Consider the following 20,298-nt stretch of genomic DNA (forward strand, 5'->3'; position numbering starts at 1 on the left):
TATGAAGATCTTGCTGCTCGGCAAAGACGGCCAAGTCGGCCACGAACTGCAACGCACCCTGCTGCCATTCGGTGAACTCATCGTTATGGGGCGAGCCACCGCAAACCTCGAAGACCTGACGGCGCTCGATACGCTTTTGCAGGATCAATGCCCCGACATCATCGTCAATGCGGCAGCCTACACCGCAGTGGACAAAGCGGAAACGCACCAGGACACTGCTCGCTTGGTTAACGCCGAAGCCGTAAGCGTACTTGCTCAGTACGCGAAGCAACACGACGCGTTATTGGTGCATTACTCGACCGACTATGTCTTCGACGGGACAAAGGCGTCCGCCTACGAAATCAACGATCCCACAGCGCCTAAGAGCGTCTACGGAGCGACCAAACTCGCTGGCGAAGCCGCCATCAGTGCATCAGGCTGTCGCTCACTCATCTTCCGCACAAGCTGGGTGTTCTCGGCCCACGGTGGGAACTTCATCAAGACGATCCTTCGGTTGGCCAAGGAACGCGACACCTTGAATATCGTGGCCGACCAGCACGGCGCCCCAACCTCCGCGGAACTGATTGCCGACGTCACCGCCTTGGCAATCGCCAGCTATCGGCAAGGCCATCTGATCGGTGGCATTTATCACTTGACCGCATCGGGTCATACAACTTGGCACGGCTTGGCACTCCGCGTGGTGGAGCGTGCGCTTCACAACGGAACGACGCTCAGGGTCAAGCCTGAACACATCTTGCCTATTACTACGGAGCAGTACCCGGTACCTGCCGCGCGCCCGAAAAATTCGCGGCTAAACTGCGCGGCGCTTACCAGCAAGCTCCTGCTGGAACTCCCTGATTGGTCGGTCCACGTCGACCGCACCGTAGATAAACTTACTCTGGAACCTTCCGCATGAAACGCAAAGGAATCATTCTGGCTGGCGGATCCGGCACGCGTCTGCATCCGGCCACGCTTGCGATCAGCAAGCAATTGCTCCCCGTCTACGACAAGCCGATGATCTACTATCCGCTCAGCACTTTGATGCTGGCAGGTATCCAGGACATCCTGATTATTTCCACTCCGCAGGACACGCCTCGATTCCAGCAATTGCTCGGAACCGGCGAGCAATGGGGTTTGAATCTCCAATACGCCGTACAGCCGTCTCCCGATGGGCTGGCTCAGGCATTCATCATTGGCGAGTCCTTCCTGCAAAATGATCTGTCCGCTCTTGTTCTGGGCGACAACATTTTCTATGGCCATGATTTCCACCAGCTGCTAAACAATGCCGATGCGCGAACGGATGGTGCCACCGTGTTCGCCTATCACGTGCATGATCCGGAGCGCTATGGCGTGGCCGAATTCGACATGGACGGCAAAGTGCTGTCGTTGGAAGAAAAGCCTGCCACACCCAAGTCCAACTATGCGGTGACCGGCCTCTATTTCTACGACAAAGACGTTGTCGAAATTGCCAAGAGCATCAAACCTTCGCCCCGCGGCGAACTGGAAATCACCGACCTGAACCGCGTCTACCTTGAACGTGGAAAGCTTGCCGTTGAGAAAATGGGCCGCGGCTATGCTTGGCTGGATACCGGAACGCACGATTCCCTACTGGAAGCGAGCCAGTTCATCGCCACGCTTGAAAACCGCCAAGGACTCAAAGTTGCCTGCCCCGAGGAAATCTCGTATCGGCAAGGCTGGATAGACGCCGCGCAACTCGAGGCGCTGGCAGTACCATTGTCCAAGAATGGCTACGGCAAATATCTTCAACGCCTTCTTGTTGAAAAGGTCTACTGATGAATGCGACTCCTCTCGCAATTCCGGATGTCGTCCTATTCGAACCTCGTGTTTTTGGCGACGATAGAGGCTTCTTCTTTGAGAGTTTCAATCTCCGAGAGTTCGAAGCAGCCATTGGACGTAAAGCCAATTTTGTCCAAGACAATCATTCGCGATCTGCGAAGGGAGTCCTACGTGGACTCCACTATCAAATCCAACAGGCGCAAGGCAAGCTTGTACGTGTAATCTCGGGAGCAGTGTTCGATGTCGCTCTGGACATACGCCGAAGCTCGCCCACTTTCGGCAAAGCCGTGGGTGTCATGTTGAGTGCCGAAAACAAACGTCAATTGTGGGTGCCTGAAGGCTTTGCGCACGGGTTCTACGTCACCTCAGACTCGGCGGAATTCCTTTACAAGACGACGGACTATTACGCTCCTGAGCACGAGCGTTGCATCGCATGGAACGACTCCACCCTCGATATCCAATGGCCCTTGGACGGCGAACCGATCCTGTCCCAGAAGGACAGCCAGGGCAAATCGCTCGCTGATTCGCCCGTCTACGAATAAGGGTGTTGATAGATGGAGCAAACGAACGTGGCGGACGGCGTAAAGGCCTCGGTGATTATTCCCACCAAAAATCCCGGACCAATTTTTGCTCGGGTGCTGGACGCTGTCTGCAGTCAGACAACCGATTTCCCGTACGACGTTCTTGTCATCGACTCGGGCTCCACCGATGGAACGCTCGAACTCGTTCGGCATCATACGGACCCACGTGTCCGGCTCCATGAAATTCCATCCAAAGAGTTCGGACACGGCAAGACGCGCAATGCGGCAGTCGCCATGACACGCGGCGAATACGCGGTGGTGATCACTCATGACGCCCTTCCAGCCACCGACAATTGGCTGGCTGCCATGGTCAACGCTGCGGATGCTGACCCAAGCATCGCGGGCGTATTTGGTCGGCACCTAGCCTATCCGGAAGCTAACCCATACACAAAGCGGGATCTGGACCGGCACTTCCAGAATTTCGTTCACAAGCCTGTGGTCTGGCTAGAAGACCGCGCTCGTTACGATCGCGATCAATCGTATCGGCAATATCTCCATTTCTTTTCCGACAATAATGCTCTGATCAGACGCTCCGTATGGCTCCAACTGCCTTATCCCGACGTGGACTTCGCCGAGGATCAGATCTGGGCTCAAAAGGCGATTGAAGCGGGATGGAAAAAAGCCTATTCCCATGATGGCGCGGTATTCCATTCGCACGATTTTCCGATATTTGAAACGCTCCAGCGGAGTTTCGACGAGTCGTATGCGCTTTACCGGCTATTTGGCTATGTGCTGACATCCGGACTTGCGCACGTGGTGCTCTCGACGCTGCGCCAAACTCGTGAGGATCTCGCCTACGCTCGACGCACGGGAATCTGGCGGGACCAGCCTCGCATCGTCCTCCAAATGCCCCTAAAGAACTTGGCGCGGGCGATCGGTCATTACCTCGGCTCACGCGCAGAACGGCTACCTCACAAAGTGAGAAATTGGCTGTCCCGCGACCGACGCATGTTGATGGGACTGCCGACATCCACAGGGAATTGATCTTTAGATGAATTTTTATACGTTCCTTCGCCGCGCGCGAACCGCCCTACGATATGGCCGGGAGCAAGGACCTGTCGCGCTTGGCCGTTTGGCGCTCCAGATGCTTCGGCAGCAGCCCCTGTTCACGAAAACGGACATCGTGCACGCGCATCGGTTCATGCAAGATGCACCGGTGGGCGCGCCGCTGCGGGCGGAAGATGCGGTTCCTGCGAATTCAGTCAATTGGTTCATTCCTCCCGTGGGTCGCGGCTCCGGCGGTCACCTGAACATTTTCCGATTCGTGAGATACCTGGAACAACAGGGTTTTGAGTGCCGCATTATCGTTCCGGGAGACTGGCCCACATTGACTCCGGCCATTGTCGAAAATGAAATTCAATCCTGGTTTTTCCCGCTGAAAGCCCGGGCATATATCGGAACAGAGAACGCCCCTCCCGCCCACATCTCGATCGCGACAGCTTGGCACACGGCTTATGATGTCAGGAACTTTCAACCCACCCGCCATAAGTGCTATTTTGTGCAGGATTTTGAGCCTTGGTTCTTTGCGTCTGGCGCGTCGAGCACCTTTGCGGAGGAAACCTATCGCTTCGGTTTCACCGGAATCACTGCCGGTACTTGGCTAGCAGGGCTGTTGAAGGATGAATACGGGATGGTGACATACCCGGTGGGATTCTCCTATGATCGGGAGCTCTACAAGCCAATGCCGCGCAGAGATCCCGACACCAAACGTGTGTTTTTTTACGCGCGGCCCAACACTCCCCGCAGGGCGTTCGAACTGGGCGTGCTGGTGCTGAATGAAGTCGCCAAACGTCTGCCGGGCACAGTGATTGCCTTCGCTGGGGCGGATCTGTCTAATTACACAATCCCGTTCGAGCACACGAACTTCGGCATTGTGGATCTTGCCGACCTGCCTGACCTCTATGCCCAATGCGACGTCGCACTTGTCCTGTCATTCTCGAATCTTTCGCTACTGCCTCTCGAATTAATGGCTTGCGGCGTGCCGGTGGTCAGCAACAAGGCCCCCTGCACCGAATGGCTGCTGGACGAGTCGAATTCAACGCTTGCCCAACCCACCGTTGGCGCCCTTGCGGACGCAGTTTGTGAACTGCTGGAAGACCCAAAGAAGGCGGACAGCCTCCGTCAGGCCGGCTTCGCCTGCGCCGCAGCAACAGATTGGGCTGTCGAAGGCCAACGCATGGGCGACATATTGCGCAACTTGGACCACACTGCGCCATTACCTCCTGCCGGCCAGGCGCTTACAGCATGAATAGCCTTCAAGACATACGATGCGTCGTTCTGGGGGCCGGAGGCTTCATCGGCACGAACTTGTGCAGGATGCTCCTTCCGCAAGCCAGCCTAGTCCGAGGATTCGGTAGGCGTCGCGCATTTCCAGACGCGCTTCGCGGTGTGGAATGGATGAGCGGCGACTTTAGCGATCCGACAAGCGTGGCTGCGGCTATCGCCGGATGCGATACGGTGTTTCACCTAATCAATGCGACCACGCCTGCAAGCGCCAACGTGGATAAGCTTGCCGACCTGCAGGCGAACGTGGCCAGCACGCTGCGCCTGCTCGACGCGTGCCGCGAAGAAGGCGTCAAACGCATCGTGTTTGTCTCCTCTGGCGGCACTATTTACGGCGTGCCTTCCCAGATTCCTACCCCGGAAAGCGCACCGACCTCGCCCATCACCGCGTACGGCATTTCCAAGCTCTCCATTGAAAAATACCTGGCGCTGTACGAGTACCTATATGGCATCGAACATCGCGTTCTCCGGGTCGCGAACCCCTTCGGCCCCTACCAAACCGCACAGAAGCACCAAGGGGTAATTGCGGCCTTCATGCACCAATGTGTGACCCGCCAGCCCATACAAATATGGGGCGATGGTCAGGTCGTGCGTGATTATATCTATGTCCAAGATGTCGCAGCTGCGCTCGTTTCGGCGGCCACCCATATCGGACCGTCGAGGATTTTTAATATTGGCAGCGGCGAGGGCCGCAGCCTGCTCGAGATTATTTCCGCGATTGAAGAGGTCTCGGGCGTAACCCCCTCAATGAGATTCTCTCCCGGTCGGACCGTGGACGTTCCTCGTAGCATTCTCGACACCAGTCTGGCAGCGAAGGAGCTTGCATGGAAGCCGGCGACGCCATTCATGGATGGTATGCGACAAACGTGGAATTGGATCTCTCAGCGCCCGGACGTGCGAGCTGGAGAATAGTCCGATGAAATTTCTCAAAACCGTAGCGTCCATGCGCGCGATGATCAAAGAAAAGGGCGGCCCGATCAAATCCACACGCACGGCGCTACGCGTGTTTCGTCATCACGGCATTCAGGGCTTGCAGGATGCACTCATCCGCCCTCCCGCCTGGCACGCCCTGCCAATAGGCAGTGACTACGCCATCGAAGTTCCCTTTCAATATGTGCCGCCGCCGCGTACACGACGGGTTTGCGCCATCGTTCACGCCTATTATCCTGAACTTTGTTTGGAGATACGAAAGTATCTGGAAAATATACCGGGCGATCTTGACGTATACATCTCCACGACGTCTCCCGGCAAACGTGACGAGATCTCGCATGTATTTGAAGGATTCAACAAGGGAAAAGTTGAAATACGGATATTCGAAAATCGCGGTCGAGACATTGCGCCTAAATTAGTCGGATTCAAGGATGTCTACGCTCTATATGACTTCGCCTTAAGCCTGCACACAAAGAAATCCCCCCACGGCGGCACTCCCTTGGAAAACTGGCGCCATTACCTTTATGAGAATCTGCTGGGCTCGTCCGCCATTGTGTCCTCCATATTTGAACTGCTGGAGCATGATCGCGTGGGACTCGTGTTTCCACAACACTTTCCCTACCTACGAAGCAGTCTCGGCTGGGGGGCCAACTTTCCACGCTGCCGCAGATTGTTGAAAAAAATGGGCCTGAAGCTGAGCCCGGGAGCCTCCTATGACTTCCCGTCGGGCTCCATGTTCTGGTGTCGAACCAACGCATTGACGAAACTTCTCAGTCTGAACCTGGACTTCAAAGATTTTGACGACGAAGCCGGTCAAATAGATGGAACATTGGCTCATGCCATCGAGCGAATGTTTCTGTTCGCAGTGGAGGGATCTGGCTACACTTGGGCAAAAATTTCAAGGCCAGATCTCTATCCGCTCCAAAGTGCCATTCTGCCGGTGCATGAAGCGGCGGATTTGCCCGCGCTTTTGTCTCGAGTCCATCGATCTCTGCTGAGAAGTTGAGCTTTCGCCCGCCCGACGTCGAGAACAGAACACGCCCTCCTCCACATTTATCCCGTATGTCAAAATCAATGATCACCGGCGCCATAACTGATATCGCCCAAGCATTCCGGCGTTACACGCTAATCGGCACTCTAGGTTGGCAAGATGTTCGCCAACGATACCGCCGATCGGCCGTCGGGCCGTTCTGGCTTACGATCAGCATGGGCGTCATGATCGCAACCATCGGCATCGTATTTGGCACCATATTCAAGTCCCCTGTTGAGGAATTTCTGCCGTTCCTCTCCGCCGGCCTGATATTCTGGGGATTCATCTCTTCCGTCATAACGGAAGGTTGCACATCCTTTACCAGTTCAGAAGCCATTATTAAGCAGCTTCCGATTCCGCTTTCAGTGCACATATTCCGCCAGATATGGCGAAACATGATTATTCTGGCTCACAATATAGTGATCCTCCCATTGGTATTTATCGCCGTTCAGAAATCTATCAACTGGAGCGCCTTCCTTGCTATTCCGGGATTTTTTATCCTTCTGATAAATTTGACTTGGATGGCTCTACTGCTCGGCATTGTCTGCACACGCTATCGCGATATTCCGCAGATAATAACAAGCGTGATTCAGGTGGTTTTTTACTTGACGCCGATCATGTGGCTTCCGGGCCTCCTCCCCAATAGGACCAGTGTCTTCATCCTGAACTTGAATCCGTTCTATCATTTACTGGAAATCGTTCGCGCACCTCTTCTTGGCGAGATTCCGGCGTTGATACACTGGCTTTCCTCTTTAGGTATTGCAGCCGTCGGCTGGGCGCTCACTCTCGCGTTGTATGGCAGATATCGCCGCCGCCTCGCCTACTGGCTTTGAACTTTTACAATATTTCCGTTCCAACCATGGCTTCCATAGTATTTGATCAGGTCTGCGTTGATTTCCCCATTTACAACGCCAGCGCGCGATCTCTAAAGAAGCGCTTATTTCAGGTCGCGACAGGCGGACAGATTGGCGCAGATACCAATGGACGAGTAGTTGTCCGAGCCCTTGAAAACCTGTCCTTCTCCTTGAAGGATGGCGACCGAGTCGCGCTCCTAGGCCATAACGGGGCGGGAAAAAGCACGCTCCTTCGCCTTCTCAGCGGCGTGTATGAGCCGTCCAGCGGTCGGGCCGTCGTGAAGGGAGAGATAGGCTCCCTTATCGACATCGGCTTCGGCATTGACGCTGAATCGTCCGGCCGGGAGAACATCTATTTGCGAGGTGCGCTGCTAGGCTTGACTCGCGCCGAGATTACCAAGAAGCTGGATGAAATCATAGAATTCTCCGAACTCGGAGATTTCATAGATATGCCCACGCGCACTTACTCCGCGGGCATGCATCTACGTTTGGCGTTTTCAGTATCGACGGTCATCAGACCGGAAATTCTGTTGATGGACGAATGGCTGTCCGTAGGCGATGAAGGATTCAAAGTCCGCGCCGAAAAACGCTTGAACGAGCTTGTCGAATCAACCCGTATCCTCGTGATTGCAACGCATTCCCGTGCCCTGGTCGCCCACACATGCAATCGCGCAATCTGGCTCGAACATGGCAGGGTTAAAATGGATGGGTCCCCCGACGAAGTGACTTCTGCATATTTCGGCCCTCCTGAGCCAGAATAAAGAAGCCGGTCAATGACCGGGGCCAAGAGCGCCGCGGCGACCAGCCGCTGGCACTGCTGCTGAGGCCCCGCGCCAGCTCAAGGGGCAAGCCCACAGCCCCCCAACTCGATTGATCAAGTCCTGTGGTGCTTGCGACGGTGCCCGTCCAGCTACGCACCTGAATACGTTCCAGAACCTCCGTTCCTCACGGAATTCAAACACGTACCATTGCAGAGCGCGTCATGAAATCCTCAATTTCTTATACGCCTCCAAATCAACACCCCCCAAAAGAGCTTCGGGAATCAAGAATTCGTTCAAATCAAATCGTTCCCGAAATCCTTCAAGCAATTGTTCTTTTGTCTTGATCGCAGATGCCAAGTGCAAAAGTCGGTGCTCATCCGCGGACTCCTTGTAGTGAAATTCTCGCGAATTGAACTCCGAGTAATCCAGCCGGACGAAGAATTCGCCCTCACGAAAACGCGGATCAGTCGCCAGAACATATACCATGACATCCTGATCACCGCTGGTGAACATGCCGTACTTCTCTTGGCTCCACCATGTCTTCACCTGTTCAAGATCGGTATTCCGCATTACATTCAGAAATGCAGCCGAACGGCGTGTAGATTTCAGGAAAAACTGCCCTGACGACACATATGTCCAGGCCCCATTGTTGATCGGGCTCTTACATATCACCAGATCGTATTTTGAATATGGCGAGACATACGGGAGCAGGCGCCAGGAAAAATCAGTGAAATAGGCGTCATCGTCCAGCCAGAACAGCCATTCATCTGCTCCCAATGCGCTTTGTACGGCATCTATCTTACGGAGATATGGGTTTAGCCCATCGCGTCGCAACATGAAGGACCACACGTAATTGACGTCATTGAGATCGGCAAAAAACTTGTGATTCACGAATGATTTCAACCTGAGCCTATCACAACCACTGACAATCGTAAGACCGGATTTTCGCGCGCTCAAAAGACGCTTAGAGAAGAACATAACCCCATAACCCCTAAGTTGTATTCCTGAATTCTGATTATTACCGCCGGACGCAATATGCACCGCCAGCCACGCACCGCTCTGTTGGGTAAAACGCCACGGTCGTTATTCTGCGGCCTCACTCTGAGGTGAGTGCCCCTATGCCAATCCATCAGCCCTTGGGGCTTTAGCAGGGGCCCTCTTTGCCAGCCCGCGCCCCATCTCGTGAAACGGACGCTCCACGACTCGATGCACGAAATCTGCAAACAAAATCGCCGCGCCAATGGTCAAAACCGGAAGCAGCACAATACGTGGGACGCCCTGCAAGCCTACCTTGTTCGCAAGCCACATGCATCCGAACAGCACTTGCATATGTCCAAGAAAAAGGGGGTAGCTGATTTTTCCCAAATATGTTAAAGCTCGCCCTCGCAGGAGGCGCGCAACCTCGTTCCCATTCTCAGTCCGCGAATCCGCGCAGATAAAATAAAGCAGCGCGACCCAGATCGCTACGGGAACCGCGTATTCTTTCAAGAAAATTAGACTACCCGCAAAACTCACTGCGGCGATACCGCCCATCCACTCCTTAGACAGGCGCGGCACCACATTGCGATAAAAAAAATAGCTGAGAAAGCCGACCATGAACATCGGCAAGTAGCTGCCAATGAATCCCCCGTCCATATATGGAGTCAATAGCCAACAGACCGATGAAACCGCCAGAACCGTTAATTGAGCTTTCTTTTTATTAATGGACCTAGCCATCCAAAAGAGCAATGGTGCCACAATGTAAAACTGCCATTCCAGTGTCAGGCTCCAAGCCTGACCCACAATGGTAAGCGCCGAATATGGCAGGATCACCGTTGGCGGCAACCCCTGTAACAAGGGAATATGCAAAAGAACGTGTGCAGCAAGATTACTCTTGGCCACGTCGATAATAAACAGCCGCCCTTCCGTGGAAAATCCTATTGGAGAAGCCCGAAGGACATCTGCGGCGAAGGTGAGCGATAGTACAGAGAGCGCCAGCACTAACCAATAAACCGGAAAAATACGCAGCGCACGAGCAAGAAGATATCTCCCGTAGGGCACCTCTTCCCTATCCAGCATCGAGAATATAACGAAGCCGCTCAGGATGATGAAGACATACACCGGGTATACGCTGTATATGCCGTTGGGAACAGGACCCGGAATGGCAGGCAGTGCACCGAGGACGTGCGCGATCACAACCCATAGAGCCATGATTCCCCGCACGCCTTCGAGCTCCTTCAGATATTTCATCGACTTCTTGCCTTCCGGCCTTGCCGAGGCACAGTCATGCTTGGCCGAGTCCGCGGGATACCGAGAATGCACGCTCCAGATCATGCCTCATACGATCACGGCCGAAATGGTCGTCAACGAACTGGCGCTGTCGGTTAGAGCATGCGGACCACAATGCCGTGTCCTCGATAAGACGGATCACGGCCTCCGCATACTCGTATGGAGTATTAGCGATGGCGCAGACCTCCGCAAGGCCATACAGCCCCTGCGCGCCAACCGGGGTCGTTACAAGCGGAACGCCCTGCTGCAACGCTTCCACGACTTTCAGTTTGACCCCCGCACCATAATGCAACGGTGCGATCGCCACACGCGCAGCACCGTACCGCGCGGCAAGCTCTTCGTCGCTAACGAATCCCGTAACCTCAATGTCGGTTCCGGCCAATTCCTTGACCTGCGTGGTGGGATTCGAACCAACGAGGCTCAGCTTTATGCCAGGTACTCGCTGACGGATAAGCGGATAAACCTCTTTGCAGAACCACAATGCGGCATCTACATTGGGAGAATGCGCGAAGCCGGCAACAAAGATTATTCCTTCCCGACCGGCCGGCGTGAGGTCTCCGGGGACGCTAGGAGCAAAGGCGTAAGGCGAGACAGCCATAGCTTTCACATCAGGGCATTGTCTCAGCACCTCCCGCGCCTCATCTTCCGACGGGTACAGCACAGCATCCACACTTCGCCATACACCGATCTCCTGATCACGCATTTCTGCAGCATCCATGAACTTAAGCTCATTGTTGGTCTTCTGAGCCTCAAGGAACATGCGCGCATGATGCAAGTCATGCCCATAGTACGCCAGCACCGCGCGCGTATGAGTGCGCAGCAAGGGAATGTACGGAGGAGATATATGCGGCCGAGACAACAGCACCTCGTCGATATCGCCACCGTTCTCCGTGATCCAGGAGTCGAAGGTTTCTCCTTCCTGGCCGTATAGCACCTCGACGCCCTTGCTCAACAGGGCATCGGTGTAACCTGGCGAGCGATACCGATTGTCCGGCCAGAACTTCACGATGCGCCCCATAGCTATAAGCTGATCAATGAAGGTGGCCATGGTGCGCGAACCGGCATCCCGATCTGGCTCAGGAACATAATGGTCAATGATCAGGACGACCTTACGATCACCTACACGATCTCGCGCCCGAATTGACTTGTCGCCCGGGAAGCTGTGTTCAGCATTCAGGATACTACGCCAACGCTGAAAGAGCTTTTGCGAATTCGCGACCTGGCTGGCCTTCACGCCCGTGTTGGTATCACGCCCATGGGATATGCCTTCGAAGTGAACGACTTCGGAATCCGCCGTGTAGACGACCTCGTATCCAGCCTGACGAACCCGAAAAGCGAGGTCGCTATCTTCGCAATAAGCCGGGAGGTAATGTTCGTCAAATCCTCCAAGATCCATCCACAATTGCCGCGGCAGCATAATGGCCGCGCCGGAAATATAGTCGGTAGGACGTCGATAAGTATATTCATGCTTTTCGGGGTTATCCATGCGACCCAGATTGGCAGCGCTACCATCATTCCAGACAAGGCCGCCGGCTTCCTGTAAGCTGCCATCCGGATAAAGCAGCTTGGAGCCGGCCATACCTACCGGAGTAGGCCAGCGCTCAAACGTATCGAGCAACGCCTCGATTGCACCTGATGCAACCTCCGTATCGTTGTTCAGCAAGAATATATAGCTTCCGCGCGCCTCCTGAGCTGCCGCATTACACGACCGCAGGAAGCCCAAATTCTTTTCCCGTTCAATGAGCCGGATGTTATTTACCACACGCAGACGTGCGACATCTGGATCTCCGGACGCATCTTCGGCGACAATAATCTCGAACGGAACCTTTATTTCAGCTTTATATAGGGAATAAAGACAGTGAACCGTGTAATCGACCTGCCCATACGTGGGTATTATTATGGTGACGATCGGGCTATCATATTTCGGAAAAGTTATTTTTCCGATTTTTTCAAAAGCTTCTGAATACATCAATCCAGCATCACGACCCTCTGTGATGTAGTGCAACAGAGGATTCGTCTTGGCGCGTACATTACTGTCCGCCTGCGAAATATAATACGGTGCATCAAAGAACCTGCGCGGGCTACGCCCTTCGGCCGCGCCGTGCTGTACATAGTGACGCAGAAGGTCGACAGTACCGTTTCGCACGTCCGGGTATCTTTCGTAATACCAATCTTCGTCAAATAGCTTGCTCTTCCTCAGAATCGCAATATCGCGGCGCTCCGACATATTTGCCCGTGCCCTAGCTGCCGACATGCCGCGTTTCAGCAGCGCTTTAGTCGATTTGAGACGATCCACCACTCTCCTTGGAATGCTTGTGGCCTTCCAGGCCGCGCTATTTGCGATGCGATCATGCGCAGCATGCCATCCAGCGGCGTGCGCTCGCAGTTGCGCTATTTCTTCGGACTGTTGCTTCTCAATCTGCCTCACAGCGGCAATGCGGTGAGCCATTCGCCCAAGATCCGCGCGATATATTGCGCGTTGTGCCGCGGTAGCTTCGTCTGCGATTTTTTGAAAATGCGCCGCGCCATCCTCGAATACCCTGGTCGCGTCGGAGAGGGCATCATCGGCTTCTCGCGCCAAGACCCCGCGCCGCCGCATTTCATACTGAACGATCTTCAGCAGCGCATCAGGACGGGGAATATAGGGAGATCGGCCGAGCAACTCCAACACCGAGGGAAGTCGAATCGCATCCTTGAGCACTTCACTATAGGTCTTCTCACCCTCTGCGACGTCGCGAACAAAGACAGTAGGTGTACCAATCGATGTCGAAAAATCCTCCCATTTCAGAGGCAAATCGACCGTACCTGAGTCCCAATAGCTGTAGGGTACACCGTAGGCGACAGCGAGAATCGCACCATGTAAAGAGCCGGAAAGGATGAAACTCGCGGATGCGAGCTTGTCGATAAACTCCTCTATCGCCTTCAGTTCGTTGGGAACCGACGTTCTGAGGACGAGGTCGCACCCGCTTGCGGCGAGGATCGCCTCGTCATTGCGCCTATCGTGAAAATGAGGAATGCAAACGCGCTTGCCGGCATACTCGGGATTGTGCTGCGGCGAATACAATGCCGGCATCAACAATCCCGGATCGCCCATCGGAACGTCCGCCCCAGCTTGAACCTCTGCGGCGGTGATAGACCCGCGCACTGCAAGAATGTCGACACGACTTCGCGCTTCCGGTGTCAGGCTGCCTCGATCGCGAACACCGAGTCCCCAGGCCACTAGCGTGGGACTCTGTTCGACGTCCCGGTGCGCCGCCAAAGCTCCGCCATGCTCAGGGACAAACGCATCCGCAAGCGCACTGCCCACCATGCGAACCACCACCCCAGGACGTGTGGTTCTAATAAAAAGATGCTCTGCAAAATACTCGGACAGGAAATCGCCCAGATTTTGTTCGCTCTCGCCCTTAAGCCAATATTCTATTTCGTTCACGCGACCACCGTCGTGAGTAGCTGAAGCACTGTAGGTATACGCGACGCGGCCCTGCAGCGCTCCTTCATCCACGAGCTCGCGTGCCGAATGCGTGACCCGGTTAAGCGGAAGATTGTACGATGAAGTCTCGCTACCCTCACGGCCAGTGCCTGGGGTAGTCATTCACACTCACGTGGGGTTGCAGGTTGATAGGCAGTTCCCCCATGACCTACGCTACCCGGCACGGTACAATCGTCCCCCGATGGGGCCGTGGCGCGCCGCCAGCGTGGAAGCTACACTGCGCGATCAGCCAATGGAAGTCGGCTACCAGCCCGCACCGGCTGGACGTGATCGTCGCCGTTTGACCGTATGCGCCAGTAGCTTTCACGCTCAAGCCGGCGCCAGGTCATCCTGGCTTTGACTCTGTGACAGGCGGCAACTTTTTACCGCGAGACCTTCCGATGGCGTCGGAACCGCCAGCCCGGCTCGTCTAGTTTGCACTTCGGCACTGACCGGAAATAACCGACTGCGCGCACTTCACATATAGATGATGTCTAAACACAAAAATTTCCGTAGCCGGGCGCCTTTGCGGCTCGGGTTGGCTGGAGGCGGCACTGATCTCTCGCCCTATAGCGACACTCATGGTGGCGCCGTATTAAATATAACCATTGATCGATTCGCGCATGCGTCATTGCGGCTGACCGAGAAGTCGGAAGTCAAAATCGACGTGCTGGACATGGGGGCTTCAGCGACCCACCCAATGGGTCATCTACCTACAGATGGCCCTTTCGCTTTGGCCGCCGGCGTCTACAATTATGTGGTGGAGCGCTATCTGGCGGGCCGCCCCTTTGGCGCGGAAATAGCCACCACCATCGATGCGCCGCCTGGCTCCGGGCTAGGCGCGTCCTCCGCCTTGACGGTCGCCCTTCTTGACTCGTTTCGTGCCGCGTTTGAGTTGCCTCTCGGGGAATATGATGTGGCTCACGGCGCATTCGAAATCGAACGTGTCGACCTCGGGCTGGCGGGCGGCAAGCAGGATCAGTACGCCGCGTCGTTTGGCGGCGTGAATTTCATAGAATTTCTCGCCGACGATCGCGTGATCGTCAATCCATTGCGTATCAGCGACACAATACTGTATGACTTGCAGTCATCCATCGTTATCTGCTTCAGTGGTCAGTCTCGCGCATCCGAGACGGTGATTCGCGAACAGGTTTCCGCCATGTCCCGCAATGATGCTCAGGTGATCGAAAACCTGCATAAACTAAAGCGGGATGCCCACGATATGAAGTTGGCGCTGTCTCGCGGCGATTTTTCGTCGCTTGCGCGCTTGCTCAATGAGTCCTGGAAGGCCAAGAAGGCGACCGCCAGTAGCGTAACTAATTCGCATATCGACAACCTCTGGTCCGTTGCGCATAACAATGGCGCTTTTGCCGGCAAGGTGTCGGGCGCTGGTGGAGGCGGGTTTGTAATGTTCTTGGTGGACCCCGATTCACGACCGCGCATCTTCAAAGCGTTGGCGGAAGCGGGCGGTGTTCCTGCGGATGTGAATTTAACTAAAGATGGGGTGGTCAGTTGGCCAACAAGCATTTGAACGCAGTGCTCCATGATCTGGAGATGGCTCGTGAAGTCCTGGACCAAACAATAGCCTCTAAAGATACGCTGGAAGCGGTTGCGCGAGCGGCGCAGGCTATTGTTGCTGCGCTGAAGCAGGGCCGCAAGCTTATGCTTTGCGGCAACGGCGGTAGCGCTGCCGACGCCCAACACATTGCCGCAGAGTTCGTTTCGCGCTTCAACTTCGACAGGGAACCTCTGGCGGCGATTGCATTGACCACCGATACGTCGATACTGACGGCGATTGGCAATGATTATGGCTATGAGAACCTGTTTTCGCGCCAGGTAGGCGCTCTGGGACATGCCGGCGACGTCTTGATCGGCATCACCACCTCTGGCCGTTCGCCTAACGTGCTGAAGGCCATGGAACGTGCTCGCCGGATGGATATCTCGACAATTTCATTTACTGGCGGGCATCCCGCGCCCATTGACGCCCTGGCAGACATCAGTATCAAGGTGCCCTCCTCCAACACGCCACTGGTCCAGCAGCTCCACATCACGCTGGGGCACTCGATTTGCGCCATCGCCGAACTTGAGATCTACGGCGAAGACAGGAAGCCAGAGTGAGGAATTCCATTGCCCCCACACAGGCAGTCATCCTGGTTGGCGGACTGGGAACGCGACTGGGCGAACTTACGAAGTCGTACCCCAAGCCCCTATTGCCGGTAAATGGCAGACCATTCCTCGATCTACTGCTCTGGCATCTGGCCCGACAGGGATTCGAGGAGCTTTTGCTACTCGCGGGCCATTGTGCAGAAGCAGTGGAGGAATATGCTCGCAATTGCGAATATCGTGACACGATCCACATCAAGGTCCTGACCGAACCCGCCCCTCTGGGGACTGCAGGCGCGCTCTCCTTTGCGGGTCCGCACCTGCATGACAGGTTCCTGCTCATGAACGGCGACTCGGTGTTCGACTTCAATTTGCTCGACCTGCACGAGCTGTTGTCCACCCATCCCGACTGCCTGGTCGCGATGGGGCTTCGGCAGCTAAGCGATGCCAGTCGATTCGGGATAGTGTCGCTCGACGAAGAGTACGTCGACTCCTTCGCAGCCCGCGGCACCGAAGCAGGTGGCCTTGTTAATGGCGGAATTTATCTGATTCGGCGGGAAATTCTCCAATACGTACCCGAAAGAGGTTCGTTGGAGCAGGAAGTTCTACCGCTTCTCGCCCCCCGACGTAAAGTCTGTGCCCGGAAATATGAAGGCTTTTTTCTGGACATCGGTGTACCTGAATCATACGAATTTGCCGCCACTTCCGTATGGCAAAGCATGCGCCGGCCTGCGATCATCTTCGACCGAGACGGGGTGCTTAACGTTAATCATGGCTATGTTGGCGAAATAGAAAGATTCTATTGGACCGAAGATGCCATAGAAGCAGTGAAGTACGCCAACGACCTCGGCTATTTCACATTCGTATTTACCAACCAAGCTGGTATTGCGCGCGGCTACTATACTGAAAGTGCGATGCATACATTGCACAAGTTCATGCAAGATTCCTTGCGTGCGCATGGCGCCCATATTGACGCGTTTGCCTATTGCCCCCACCATGTCGATGGGGTCGTACCCGAATTCGCCATCTCATGCAACTGCCGAAAACCCAATCCTGGAATGTTGCGAGAGTTGCAGGCAGCCTGGCCCATTGATTCCAAAGGAACGTTGGTCATAGGCGATCAGCCAACCGATATTCAGGCTGCGGAGGCCATGGGATACGACTCCGCTCAGTACACGGGCGGAAGCCTTTCGCAGTTTCTAAAAACCTCGCTGGCTTAAGAAAATAGCCTGCGATTCTGAACTGCCCCCCGAAGGGTTGGGCATTGATCCAATCTTCGGGGTTTTTTATTGACCTTCCCCCGTAATTTGGACAGTTCAAAACTGGAGGGTGGCTGCCTCTGTTGGTTGCACTGACCACTTTTGGACGTACTCACACGGGTCAGATTGGGGACGGTGATGGTTGTAGTCGTCCTGCCAAGCCTAAAGTTTTTGCCGCAGGTCGTGCAGCGTGATGAATTCGTGCAAGTTAAGGAATTCGTCGCGCAGTCGACCGTTGAACGATTCGATCAGCCCATTATCGGTCGGCTTGCCGGGGCGCGTGTAATCGAGCTTGATGCCGCGCCGGTATGCCCGGTCGTCCAACGCCCGAGACGTGAATTCCGTTCCGTTATCCACGGTGATTGCCTTGGGCCAGCCGCGAAGAACGGCCGAGCGGTCCAGTGCCAGCCCGACACGCCGGCCATTTCGCCGAAAGTTGGCCTCTGGGCACACGCTCTCGCAACTCCATTGATCAATGACGGTCAGGATGCGAACGCTGCGTCCGTCTAGCATCTGATCATGAACGAAATCCATGTTCCAGTGCTGGATGGGCCTGGTCGGCACCGGTGGCTTGCCTCGAAGTAGAGCAATGCGCTTGCGGCGCTTGATCTTCATCGCAGTTGCAAGCCTTCGCCTATAGGGACGATAGACGCGTTTCTTGCCTACGCTCCAGCCCTCGCAGCATCACTAACACACGCCAGTAGCCGAATCTCGGACGACTCAGTGCGATGTCGCGAATGCGCCGGCGCAGCGCGCTTTGGTCTCGCGCATGACTCTTGGAGTGCCACGTCGACCGTTGCAGCAACGCGAGTGCGCAAGCGCGCCGCACGCTGATCCGGACGCGCTCGTGCATCCAAGCCGTCAGCTCGCGCCGTTTGGCGGCTTTCAGACTTTACCCGCATCACCCCTCCTGCAGGAGCCGCTTGTCCCGTCAGATCAGCGACGATACGCCGCAGGCCTGCGTTCTCGTCCTCAAGCTGCTCGAGCTTAGGCAGTTCACTCACGCCGAAATCGGCGTATTTCTTCTTCCAAGTGTAGAAAGTCGCCTAGGACACACCGAGTTGCCGACATACATCGACCACCGGTGTGCCGCTATCTGCCAGTCGCAACGCATAGGCAATCTGCTCTTCGGTAAATCTCGACCATTTCATGGCTTCTCCTCACCCTGCTTGGGGCGCTGAGGGGGCAGCCTCACCTCTAGTTTTTGACCTCTACGGATACTCCGGGGGCACGTCATTCCGCAGGTTATTTTTTTATTTTTCAACCTGCTTCCGCATATTCTCAAATATCGGATTTTTTGGCTCGATAGCCAACGCCCGGTTTATCGCAGCAAGTGCCAAATCCGTGCTGCCGACACTGCCGTAGGCCTTTGCCAATTGGAAGAATATCCACGGTTGAGCATGATCTAGCCCAGCATACTCTTCCCACAAGGCAATTGCGTCCTTAAACTCTTCCGCGGAAACAAGGCAGTCAAGGGCTTTGAGCAACTGGGCTTCGTTCGACACCACGCGCGAACCGGTCGCTTCACTGCAAAGGAGAACACGGCTACGTTCCCCGGGCGGCATTGCCAGCAAATCGGCAGGAGTGTACACCCCCGCGAGGCTCCCCGCTTCCGACAATACATAGACGCGGCTATAACCCCGCAGGTTGAGCTCGGAGGGATATACAGCGTTAACCAACTCGCGAGCCGCCATCTTGTTCCAAGACATTTCACTCCTGCGGGCCAAGATATCAAAAGAGTGAATGGCGGGAAACACGCGCTTGATATATTCCGTATTTCTCAATGGATGATACGGCCCTCGTGCTCCCGCAAAAATTATCCGACCGGAACCCTGCGGTTCAAGTGCTGAAAGCATATCCAGCATGTGTCGATTATATCGCTGGTTATTGCTTGCCCATTCTGCCGCAGCAGAACCCGACCCTGCACTGACCAATAGCAGGCCCGAGACCGCTGCTACCAGTAAGTAAGCCATCACGGCACCGACTGCCCGAGCTCGAGCGGCCTGCTGCTGCAGGATCGCCGAACCGAGCAAAATCAGCATTGCAAATATGGCGGTCGAAAACCAAGCGTATATATCCCACAGGCGATTGACCAAGAGCGCCATCGGCGCGGAGCTCCCGACCGCCGCAACGACGATGAAAAGGAGTAGTTTCCATTGTCGCGCCGCGAGCAAAGCCAACGCGCAAATTGCTACGGCAAGTTGCATTGGAAACGTCAGCGCGTTCTTCACATAGAATCCGAGCGCCTGAATGTTGCGGGGAATATCGATGACGACGGAATACACGTTATTTGTGCTCGCCGACTGAATGAAGCCCGATCCTAACAAAACGTCTTTGACGAAGACCGCACCCAGTATGAACGCCACTCCCAGTGTCGCCAACAGATAGGCGCGCCGACGCGTCAGCAGTGTCGCCACAGCCGATACCCCGAGCAGCGCCAACCCATATGTAGGCTTCGTCTCCAAGGACGCCCATACTAAAAGCATCGCCCACGCCCACGTCCTTCCGTCAACTGGGCGCTCTGCCCTCGGGAGCACGAGATAAATGGCGGAAGCGGCTAGAAAGCCGGAGAGCATTCCACCATAGTCGTACTGAAACATCGGCAGAAAATGAGGCATACCGAAGGCAGTAACGCCAAATAAAAAAATCGATAGCCCTGAAATCGGCACAGTACTGATGCGAGAGCCTATTAGCGCCAGCATCACAATAAATGCCATTGACGGCAATGCGAGTAGAACATACAAGCTGCCGGGGCTGTGAAACACACCGGCAAGCTTGAGATATGCAATCATTAACGGCCGTGGAGTCAACCAAGTTGATGCGACCCACGGAGCTTCGGCTATAAGAAAATACCGATAAAGATCGCTGTGCGCAGGCGCAGTCAGATCAATATAGCCAGGCTTGAATAGAAGGCTAGTAAGGAAGAACGCCGCAGCAACAATCAAGACCGTGCGTAACACGGAGGGTAGGGGATTGCCCATTCG

Annotated in this window: 18 protein-coding genes; 12 read left to right on the forward strand and 6 right to left on the reverse strand. The window is 55.1% G+C overall.

The features are described 5' to 3' along the window. Nucleotide 1: 1 nt before the first annotated feature. The 9 genes from rfbD (at nt 2) to ACN6PJ_RS08500 (ending at nt 8,215) form a co-directional block, all read left to right on the forward strand. Complete coding sequence (gene rfbD / locus ACN6PJ_RS08460) at nt 2–895, forward strand: dTDP-4-dehydrorhamnose reductase (RefSeq protein WP_427995423.1); 894 nt, start codon at nt 2–4, stop codon at nt 893–895. Further along, on the forward strand, nt 892–1,773 hold the full coding sequence (gene rfbA / locus ACN6PJ_RS08465; protein ID WP_427995425.1) for a glucose-1-phosphate thymidylyltransferase RfbA: 882 nt from the start codon (nt 892–894) through the stop codon (nt 1,771–1,773). Before rfbD ends, rfbA begins: the two co-directional genes overlap by 4 nt. Next, entirely contained in the window at nt 1,773–2,318 is a 546-nt protein-coding gene (gene rfbC, locus ACN6PJ_RS08470; RefSeq protein WP_277756736.1) for a dTDP-4-dehydrorhamnose 3,5-epimerase, read from the forward strand. Before rfbA ends, rfbC begins: the two co-directional genes overlap by 1 nt. A gap of 12 nt (nt 2,319–2,330) precedes the next feature. After that, a complete protein-coding gene (locus tag ACN6PJ_RS08475) occupies nt 2,331–3,341 on the forward strand; it encodes a glycosyltransferase family 2 protein (RefSeq protein WP_427995426.1) in 1,011 nt (336 codons plus the stop codon). Between the two features lie 100 nt (nt 3,342–3,441). Next, nucleotides 3,442–4,605, forward strand: coding sequence for a glycosyltransferase family 4 protein (locus tag ACN6PJ_RS08480; protein ID WP_427995427.1), 1,164 nt, complete (start codon nt 3,442–3,444; stop codon nt 4,603–4,605). Continuing rightward, on the forward strand, nt 4,602–5,552 hold the full coding sequence (locus ACN6PJ_RS08485) for an NAD-dependent epimerase/dehydratase family protein (RefSeq protein WP_427995428.1): 951 nt from the start codon (nt 4,602–4,604) through the stop codon (nt 5,550–5,552). Before ACN6PJ_RS08480 ends, ACN6PJ_RS08485 begins: the two co-directional genes overlap by 4 nt. Before the next feature lie 4 nt (nt 5,553–5,556). After that, a complete protein-coding gene (locus ACN6PJ_RS08490) occupies nt 5,557–6,576 on the forward strand; it encodes a rhamnan synthesis F family protein (RefSeq protein WP_427995429.1) in 1,020 nt (339 codons plus the stop codon). Between the two features lie 68 nt (nt 6,577–6,644). Then, a complete protein-coding gene (locus ACN6PJ_RS08495) occupies nt 6,645–7,433 on the forward strand; it encodes an ABC transporter permease (protein ID WP_427995430.1) in 789 nt (262 codons plus the stop codon). A gap of 26 nt (nt 7,434–7,459) precedes the next feature. Then, nucleotides 7,460–8,215: an ABC transporter ATP-binding protein gene (locus tag ACN6PJ_RS08500; protein WP_427995431.1), complete on the forward strand. Its 756-nt coding sequence runs from the start codon at nt 7,460–7,462 to the stop codon at nt 8,213–8,215. A 219-nt stretch (nt 8,216–8,434) separates the two neighbouring features. Here ACN6PJ_RS08500 and ACN6PJ_RS08505 read toward each other — a convergent pair whose 3' ends face one another. The 3 genes from ACN6PJ_RS08505 to ACN6PJ_RS08515 form a co-directional block, all read right to left on the reverse strand. After that, complete coding sequence (locus ACN6PJ_RS08505; protein WP_427995432.1) at nt 8,435–9,106, reverse strand: putative nucleotide-diphospho-sugar transferase; 672 nt, start codon at nt 9,104–9,106, stop codon at nt 8,435–8,437. Nucleotides 9,107–9,331: 225 nt separating this feature from the next. Next, nucleotides 9,332–10,444 (reverse strand): acyltransferase family protein, encoded by a 1,113-nt coding sequence (locus tag ACN6PJ_RS08510; protein ID WP_427995433.1) that lies wholly within the window; start codon nt 10,442–10,444, stop codon nt 9,332–9,334. Between the two features lie 34 nt (nt 10,445–10,478). Then, nucleotides 10,479–13,985 (reverse strand): glycosyltransferase, encoded by a 3,507-nt coding sequence (locus tag ACN6PJ_RS08515; protein WP_427995434.1) that lies wholly within the window; start codon nt 13,983–13,985, stop codon nt 10,479–10,481. 454 nt (nt 13,986–14,439) lie between these two features. Between ACN6PJ_RS08515 and ACN6PJ_RS08520 the strand changes: the two genes are divergently transcribed. The 3 genes from ACN6PJ_RS08520 to ACN6PJ_RS08530 are packed head-to-tail and all read left to right on the forward strand — an operon-like array spanning nt 14,440 to nt 17,275. Next, on the forward strand, nt 14,440–15,483 hold the full coding sequence (locus tag ACN6PJ_RS08520) for a dehydrogenase (RefSeq protein ID WP_427995435.1): 1,044 nt from the start codon (nt 14,440–14,442) through the stop codon (nt 15,481–15,483). Then, nucleotides 15,480–16,070, forward strand: a complete 591-nt coding sequence (locus ACN6PJ_RS08525) for an SIS domain-containing protein (RefSeq protein WP_427995537.1) — start codon at nt 15,480–15,482, stop codon at nt 16,068–16,070. Before ACN6PJ_RS08520 ends, ACN6PJ_RS08525 begins: the two co-directional genes overlap by 4 nt. After that, a complete protein-coding gene (locus tag ACN6PJ_RS08530; protein ID WP_427995436.1) occupies nt 16,067–17,275 on the forward strand; it encodes an HAD-IIIA family hydrolase in 1,209 nt (402 codons plus the stop codon). Before ACN6PJ_RS08525 ends, ACN6PJ_RS08530 begins: the two co-directional genes overlap by 4 nt. A 201-nt stretch (nt 17,276–17,476) precedes the next feature. Here the strand turns inward: ACN6PJ_RS08530 and ACN6PJ_RS08535 are convergent, their stop codons facing one another. From ACN6PJ_RS08535 to ACN6PJ_RS08545, 3 genes are all read right to left on the reverse strand, one after another. Continuing rightward, on the reverse strand, nt 17,477–17,929 hold the full coding sequence (locus ACN6PJ_RS08535; protein WP_427995437.1) for a DDE-type integrase/transposase/recombinase: 453 nt from the start codon (nt 17,927–17,929) through the stop codon (nt 17,477–17,479). 431 nt (nt 17,930–18,360) lie between these two features. Further along, nucleotides 18,361–18,465 (reverse strand): transposase, encoded by a 105-nt coding sequence (locus ACN6PJ_RS08540; RefSeq protein WP_427995438.1) that lies wholly within the window; start codon nt 18,463–18,465, stop codon nt 18,361–18,363. Between the two features lie 102 nt (nt 18,466–18,567). Then, a complete protein-coding gene (locus ACN6PJ_RS08545) occupies nt 18,568–20,295 on the reverse strand; it encodes a tetratricopeptide repeat protein (RefSeq protein ID WP_427995439.1) in 1,728 nt (575 codons plus the stop codon). Nucleotides 20,296–20,298: the final 3 nt, after the last annotated feature.

Origin of the sequence: Achromobacter sp., assembly GCF_050285585.1 — a bacterium.
In the GTDB taxonomy this organism is placed as follows: Bacteria; Pseudomonadota; Gammaproteobacteria; order Burkholderiales; family Burkholderiaceae_B; genus Achromobacter.